We start from the raw sequence: 5,003 nt of genomic DNA, 5'->3' as shown, positions 1-5,003 counted from the left end.
CTCCCGACCCCGGCTCCGGCCCCGGTTCCTGCTCCGGCTCCGGCTCCGGCTCCGGCTCCGTGAGGCCGTCGTATGTCGCGCGGCGCAGCAGCCAGACCGGGAGGACCGTCAGCAGCAGCGGGGTCACACCGAGCGGGGCCGGGGCGCCGCCGAGGGTGTCGAGCCGGGTGAGGTGCGCCCCATGTGCGAGAAGCCACAGGTCAGCGGCGATATGCAGGGCGCCGTCGGCGCCGCTGTCGGGGTACGGGGAGACGATCCAGAGCAGCAGGACGAGGACCGCGAGCGCACCCAGGCCCAGGCCCGCGGCGACGGCGCCGCCCAGCAGCCAGCCGCCCGCCACCGGCAGCGGCTGCCGCTCCCTGCGGCGCGGAGACGGCGGGCGCTGTGGCAACGACGGGCCGCGATGCGTCATTTGGCTCACGCCGCCATGCTGCCAATAACACCCGTTTTGCCCCGGTAGCGGGCGATTTTTCGCTGTGTCGCCCAGGGTGGACGGTATGCAGAAGAAGGCCGCCACCGACGCCTTCGACCAGCTCTACCTCGGGCACGCGCGCCCCCTCGCCCAGCAGGCGCTGCTGCTGAGCGGGCACCGGGAGATCGCCGAGCGGGCCGTCGCACACGCCTTCCACCGCGCGTGGCAGCGCTGGCCCCAGGTGGCCGTCGACAGCGACCCGCCGGGCTGGCTGCGCGCGGCGGTGTACGACTACGCGCTCTCCCCCTGGCACCAGTTGCACCCCGCCCGGAACCGGCCGGAGGCGCCCACCGGGCCGCCCGCCGACCAGGAGCTGCGGGAGGCGCTGCTGAGCCTGCCGCGCTCGTACCGCGCGACGCTGCTGCTCTGTGACGGGCTCGGGCTGAGCCTGGCCGACGCCGCCGCCGAGACCGAGGCCAGCACCGCGGCGGCGGGCGGGCGGCTGGTGCACGCCCGGGACCGCGTCGCGGCGCACTGCGCCGAGCTGCGTGCGGTACCCCCGGAGCAGCGCGGTCCGCTGCTGGCGCGGCGGCTGCGGGAGGTGGCCGCGGCCCTGCCCGTCCGCGTCGCGCCGCCGCGGCTCGCCCGGCGGGGCAGTGAGCACGCCACCCGGCGCACCACACTGGCGGCGCTCGGGCTGACGGCAGCGGTGACGGCGGCGACGGCGTTCACCCTGGTGTCGGCGGAGCCGTCCCGGGGGCCCGAGCGGGACTGGACGGAGCCGGAGATCACGATGTCGGCGCGCTCCGGCAGCCCCTCGTACAGCGGTTCCCCGTCCGGCACCGCCCCGTCCGGCCGCGCCCTGGTGAGTACCCCGCCCCGGGGGCACGGCCCGCGCGTGGCCCGGCCGCTGCCCGGCCCCGCCGAGCCGCGGACGCGCGCCGACCGGCACGGGCGGCGCATCCAGCCGGGCGACCGCGCCTGGCTGCCGCAGCTTCGCTCCACCAACGCGCGGATGCATCTGAAGAACGTCGAGAAACAGGAGAAACAGGAGAAGCGGGAGGGGCAGGAGAAGTAGGACCCGCCTGGCGCGCACGCGGACGGGCCCGCACTCCGCGAGGGAGTGCGGGCCCGTCCGCACGGGCGCGGGGCGCCCGTCAGGGACCGTCCGCGCGGGTCCCGGGGAGGCAGCCCTCGCGGCGCGGGGTCAGCCGCCCAGCGGCCGGCGGGCGAGAACCGCCGTCTCGGACGGGGTCTTGCCGACCTTCACGCCCGCCGCCTCCAGCGCCTCCTTCTTGGCCTGGGCCGTGCCGGAGGAGCCGGAGACGATGGCGCCCGCATGGCCCATCGTCTTGCCCTCGGGCGCGGTGAAGCCCGCGACATAGCCGACGACCGGCTTGGTCACGTTCTCCTTGATGAAGTCCGCGGCCCGCTCCTCCGCGTCACCGCCGATCTCGCCGATCATCACGATCAGATCGGTGTCGGCGTCCTCCTGGAACGCCTTCAGCGCGTCGATGTGGGTGGTGCCGATGACCGGGTCACCGCCGATGCCGACGCAGGTGGAGAAGCCGATGTCGCGCAGCTCGTACATCATCTGGTAGGTGAGCGTGCCGGACTTGGAGACCAGGCCGATGCGGCCCGGCTTGGTGATGTCGGCCGGGATGATGCCCGCGTTGGACTGGCCGGGGGTGATCAGACCCGGGCAGTTCGGGCCGACGATCCGCGTCCTGCCGCCCTTCTGGGTGGCGTAGTCCCAGAAGTAGGCGGTGTCGTGGACGGCGATGCCCTCGGTGATCACGACGGCCAGCGGGATCTCGGCGTCGACCGCCTCGATGACCGCGTCCTTGGTGAACTTCTCCGGGACGAAGATGACGGTGACGTCCGCGCCCGTCTGCTCCATCGCCTCCTTGACGCCGCCGAAGACCGGCACCTCGGTGCCCTCGAAGTCCACGGTGGTGCCGGCCTTGCGCGGGTTCACGCCGCCGACGATGTTGGTGCCGGATGCCAGCATCCGCTTGGTGTGCTTCTGGCCCTCCGAGCCGGTCATCCCCTGGACGATGACCTTGCTCTCCTTGGTGAGGAAGATAGCCATGGTGTGTCGGTGTCCTTGCTCCGTCGGTCCGGTCGGTCCGTCTCGTCCGGGATCAGTTGGCTGCCAGCTCGGCGGCCTTGTCCGCCGCGCCGTCCATCGTGTCCACCTGCTGGACGAGCGGATGGTCGGCGTCGTTCAGGATCTTGCGGCCCAGCTCGGCGTTGTTCCCGTCGAGGCGGACGACCAGCGGCTTGCTGACGTCCTCGCCCTTGGACTTGAGCAGCTCCAGCGCCTGCACAATGCCGTTGGCCACCGCGTCACAGGCGGTGATGCCGCCGAAGACATTCACGAAGACCGACTTGACGTCCGGGTCCCCGAGGATGATCTCCAGGCCGTTCGCCATGACCTCGGCGGAGGCGCCGCCGCCGATGTCGAGGAAGTTGGCCGGCTTGACGTCGCTGTGCTTCTCGCCCGCGTACGCCACCACGTCCAGGGTGGACATGACCAGGCCCGCGCCGTTGCCGATGATGCCGACCTGGCCGTCGAGCTTGACGTAGTTGAGGCCCTTGGCCTTGGCGGCGGCCTCCAGCGGGTTGGCCGCGGCCTTGTCCTCCAGGGCCTCGTGCTCCGGCTGGCGGAAGGCGGCGTTGGCGTCCAGCGACACCTTGCCGTCCAGCGCGATGACCTTGCCCTCGGCGGTCTTGACGAGCGGGTTGACCTCGACCAGGAGGGCGTCCTCCCGGACGAACACATCCCACAGCTTCACCAGGACGTGGGCGACCTGGTCGATCAGCTCGGCCGGGAACTTCGCGGCCTCGGCGATCTCACGGGCCTTGGCCTCGGTGACGCCCTCGATGGCGTCCACCGGGATCTTGGCCAGCGCCTCCGGCTTGGTGGCCGCGACCTCCTCGATCTCGACACCGCCCTCGACGGAGGCCATGGCCAGGAAGGTGCGGTTGGTGCGGTCGAGGAGGAAGGAGACGTAGTACTCCTCCGCGATGTCGGCCGTCGCCGCGAGCATCACCTTGTGGACCGTGTGGCCCTTGATGTCCATGCCCAGAATCTGGCCGGCCTTCTCCACCGCTTCCGCCGGATCGCCGGCCAGCTTCACGCCGCCCGCCTTGCCCCGGCCTCCGGTCTTGACCTGGGCCTTGACGACCGCCCGGCCGCCGAGCCGCTCGGCCACCCCGCGCGCCGCCTCCGGCGTCTCGATGACTTCACCGGCCAGCACCGGTACGTCATGCTTGGCGAAGAGGTCCCTCGCCTGGTACTCGAACAGGTCCACGCGCGTCCGTCCCCTTAGATCAGTGGTCTCGCGGTCGTTGGTCAGCGTGGGCGTGCCGCGAGGCCGCGGCGTCCACGGGGCGCGCGGCATGTCCGCCTTGCAGGTTAGCGCCGGTGTGTGTGCCAGGCATAAATCACGGGTCACACCTGGGCGGTGAGACGGGTCACAACCGGGCCGCGGAGGGCGCCCCGGCGTGGCCCGAAAGGGGGACGGGGCCGCGGGGCCGCGCCGGGGCCGACCGCGCCCCGGGCCCGCTCAGTCGCCGAGCGGCAACGGCCGCTTCTCCAGCGCCGCCGCCATGACCTCGGGAAACCGGTCGGGCGTACAGGCGAAGGCCGGGGCGCCGAGCGCGGCGAGCGACGCGGCGTGCTCCCGGTCGTACGAGGGCGCCCCCTCGTCGGACAGCGCCAGCAGCGTCACGAACTGCACCCCGGCCGCCTTCATCGCCGCGACCCGCTTCAGCATCTCCTCCCGTATCCCCCCTTCGTACAGATCGCTGATCAGCACCACGACCGTCTCGGCCGGGCGGGTGATCCGGGACTGGCAGTACGCCAGCGCGCGGTTGATGTCCGTACCGCCGCCGAGCTGGGTGCCGAACAGCACGTCAACCGGGTCGTCCAGCTCGTCGGTCAGATCGACGACGCTGGTGTCGAAGACGACCAGCCGGGTGTCCAGCGCCCGCATCGAGGCGAGCACCGCGCCGAACACCGACGCGTACACCACGGAGGCCGCCATCGAACCCGACTGGTCGATACAGAGCACGACCTCCTTCTTGACGGACTGCGCGGCCCGGCCGTACCCGATCAGGCGCTCGGGGACGACGGTGCGGTGCTCCGGCAGATAGTTCTTGAGGTTGGCCCGAATCGTGCGGTTCCAGTCGATGTCGCGGTGCCGGGGGCGGTGCACCTTCGCGGAGCGGTCGAGCGCCCCGGTGAGCGTCGACCGGGTGCGCGTGGCGAGGCGCTTCTCCAGCTCGGCGACGACCTTGCGGACCACGGCGCGCGCCGTCTCCCTGCTGCTCTCCGGCATCGCCCTGCTGAGCGACAGCAGCGTGCCGACCAGGTGCACATCCGGCTCGACGGCCTCCAGCATCTCCGGCTCCAGCAGCAGCGCGCTCAGCCCCAGCCGGTCGATGGCGTCCCGCTGCATCACCTGGACGACGGAGCTGGGGAAGTAGGTGCGGATGTCGCCGAGCCAGCGGGCGGCCTGCGGCGCCGACCCGCCCAGACCGGCACCCCGCTTCGCGGGCTGGCCGGCGCCGTTGCTCCCCCGGC

General features: G+C 72.5%; 5 protein-coding genes. 1 reads left to right on the top strand and 4 read right to left on the bottom strand.

Going from position 1 to position 5,003, the window contains the following annotated elements; genetic code table 11:
* A partial coding sequence (locus tag G5C65_RS30955) for a cell division protein PerM (RefSeq protein WP_241266190.1) occupies positions 1-412 on the bottom strand: 412 nt, incomplete at its 3' end.
* An 85-nt stretch (positions 413-497) separates the two neighbouring features.
* Between G5C65_RS30955 and G5C65_RS38700 the strand changes: the two genes are divergently transcribed.
* A complete protein-coding gene (locus tag G5C65_RS38700; protein WP_206442461.1) occupies positions 498-1,490 on the top strand; it encodes a sigma factor-like helix-turn-helix DNA-binding protein in 993 nt (330 codons plus the stop codon).
* 129 nt (positions 1,491-1,619) lie between these two features.
* On the opposite strand, the gene sucD is transcribed toward G5C65_RS38700, so the two are convergent.
* The 3 genes from sucD to G5C65_RS30935 form a co-directional block, all read right to left on the bottom strand.
* Positions 1,620-2,504 (bottom strand): succinate--CoA ligase subunit alpha, encoded by an 885-nt coding sequence (gene sucD / locus G5C65_RS30945; protein ID WP_165302366.1) that lies wholly within the window; start codon positions 2,502-2,504, stop codon positions 1,620-1,622.
* 52 nt (positions 2,505-2,556) lie between these two features.
* Positions 2,557-3,729 carry an ADP-forming succinate--CoA ligase subunit beta gene (sucC, locus tag G5C65_RS30940; protein ID WP_165302365.1) on the bottom strand — a complete coding sequence of 391 codons (1,173 nt, stop codon included), beginning with the start codon at positions 3,727-3,729 and terminating at the stop codon, positions 2,557-2,559.
* A gap of 255 nt (positions 3,730-3,984) precedes the next feature.
* A partial coding sequence (locus G5C65_RS30935) for a vWA domain-containing protein (protein WP_165302364.1) occupies positions 3,985-5,003 on the bottom strand: 1,019 nt, incomplete at its 5' end.

The sequence above is a fragment of the Streptomyces boncukensis genome (genome assembly GCF_011045075.1).
GTDB lineage: Bacteria > Actinomycetota > Actinomycetes > Streptomycetales > Streptomycetaceae > Streptomyces > Streptomyces boncukensis.
The sequence above is the reverse complement of the archived record's forward strand: the minus strand, read 5'-3'. Positions and strand labels throughout refer to the sequence as shown.

Bases quoted from the DNA above. Each gene is read 5' to 3' on its own strand.
- G5C65_RS38700 (WP_206442461.1), top strand. From the start codon at position 498: ATGCAGAAGAAGGCCGCCACCGACGCCTTCGACCAGCTCTACCTCGGG.
- sucD (WP_165302366.1), bottom strand. From the start codon at position 2,504: ATGGCTATCTTCCTCACCAAGGAGAGCAAGGTCATCGTCCAGGGGATG.